This is a genomic window from Vibrio sp. OPT46 (assembly GCF_015163535.1).
In the GTDB taxonomy this organism is placed as follows: domain Bacteria; phylum Pseudomonadota; class Gammaproteobacteria; order Enterobacterales; family Vibrionaceae; genus Vibrio; species Vibrio alginolyticus.
Window position 1 is genome coordinate 1 of sequence record NZ_JADDYG010000332.1, and the last position, 992, is coordinate 992.

Genomic DNA, 992 nt, shown 5'->3' on the forward strand with positions numbered 1-992 from the left:
TGTGTCGGTGCACCATGGGGACGTGACGCGAGTACGATTCTGCGATTTGTTGCGTTAGTCATATCTATCTCACTTGTTGATTAGACCGGTCGTCTAGTATTTGTTTCAAAATATCCCGCTTATGTAAAGCGGGAAGGTTTACTGTGTTAACACTGACGCTTTTTCTGACAGTGAAACGTGTGTAGGGTGTTCATTCTGCTTCCACGCCGCCCGTTATGGGCAAGTGCGCGTATTCTGCAGTAAGTGTTGAGTATAGGTCAGACTTTGCGTCAATGCTGCCTGATCTTGATAAAGTTTGTTCAGCAAGCTAGCGCCATTCCAAAGGTAGTATATCTGCCTTGCTAATAACGCACTGTCACCATTGGGGATTGAGCCATCTTTAATGCCGATGTCAATGCAATCCGCTATCGCTTGAATGGTTTTGTCTGCTCCTTGGCGTAATGCCAAGCGCATTGACTCAGAGAGATCGGAGACTTCTGCACTTAACTTAACCAATAAACATTTGTTCGCATTACACACGTCGTCTTCTACTTTGACCATTTCTTCGAAATAGCTCATTAGGCGTTGGTAGCCACTCAGTTCAGTATTGGTAAAGCGTGCGTTTAAACGCTCAAAATACTTAGTAAAGTAGTCTTGAATCATCGCTTCACCAAATTGTTCTTTGGACTTGAAGTAATGATAAAACGAGCCTTTTGGCACTGCGGCCTTTTTTAATAGCTCTGAAAGACCAACACTCGTGAACCCTCGGTTTACGATCAACTCGTATCCGACGTCGAGAATATGTTGGCGTGTGTCATTCGTCTTTGCGTTCATGGAGTGTACTATAGAATGAATTAGACCAGTCGTCTAGTATTTGTTGTGGGTTATTTAATCAGCTCATACTCAATAACAAAGAGCGTGTCGGTATTTGGGTAGATTTCTCGAATTAACTGCTTGAGTTTTGGTAGTTCGATGGCTTCTTGTTCTGCATGAAACTCATTAATATCTTCAAA

At 42.8% G+C, this 992-nt stretch carries 2 protein-coding genes; both read right to left on the minus strand.

All coding sequences use genetic code 11. The features are described 5' to 3' along the window. Window positions 1-213: 213 nt before the first annotated feature. Window positions 214-813 (minus strand): TetR/AcrR family transcriptional regulator, encoded by a 600-nt coding sequence (locus IQR33_RS15545; RefSeq protein ID WP_017635293.1) that lies wholly within the window; start codon window positions 811-813, stop codon window positions 214-216. Window positions 814-863: 50 nt separating this feature from the next. Further along, a partial coding sequence (locus IQR33_RS15550; RefSeq protein WP_416222680.1) for an ASCH domain-containing protein occupies window positions 864-992 on the minus strand: 129 nt, incomplete at its 5' end.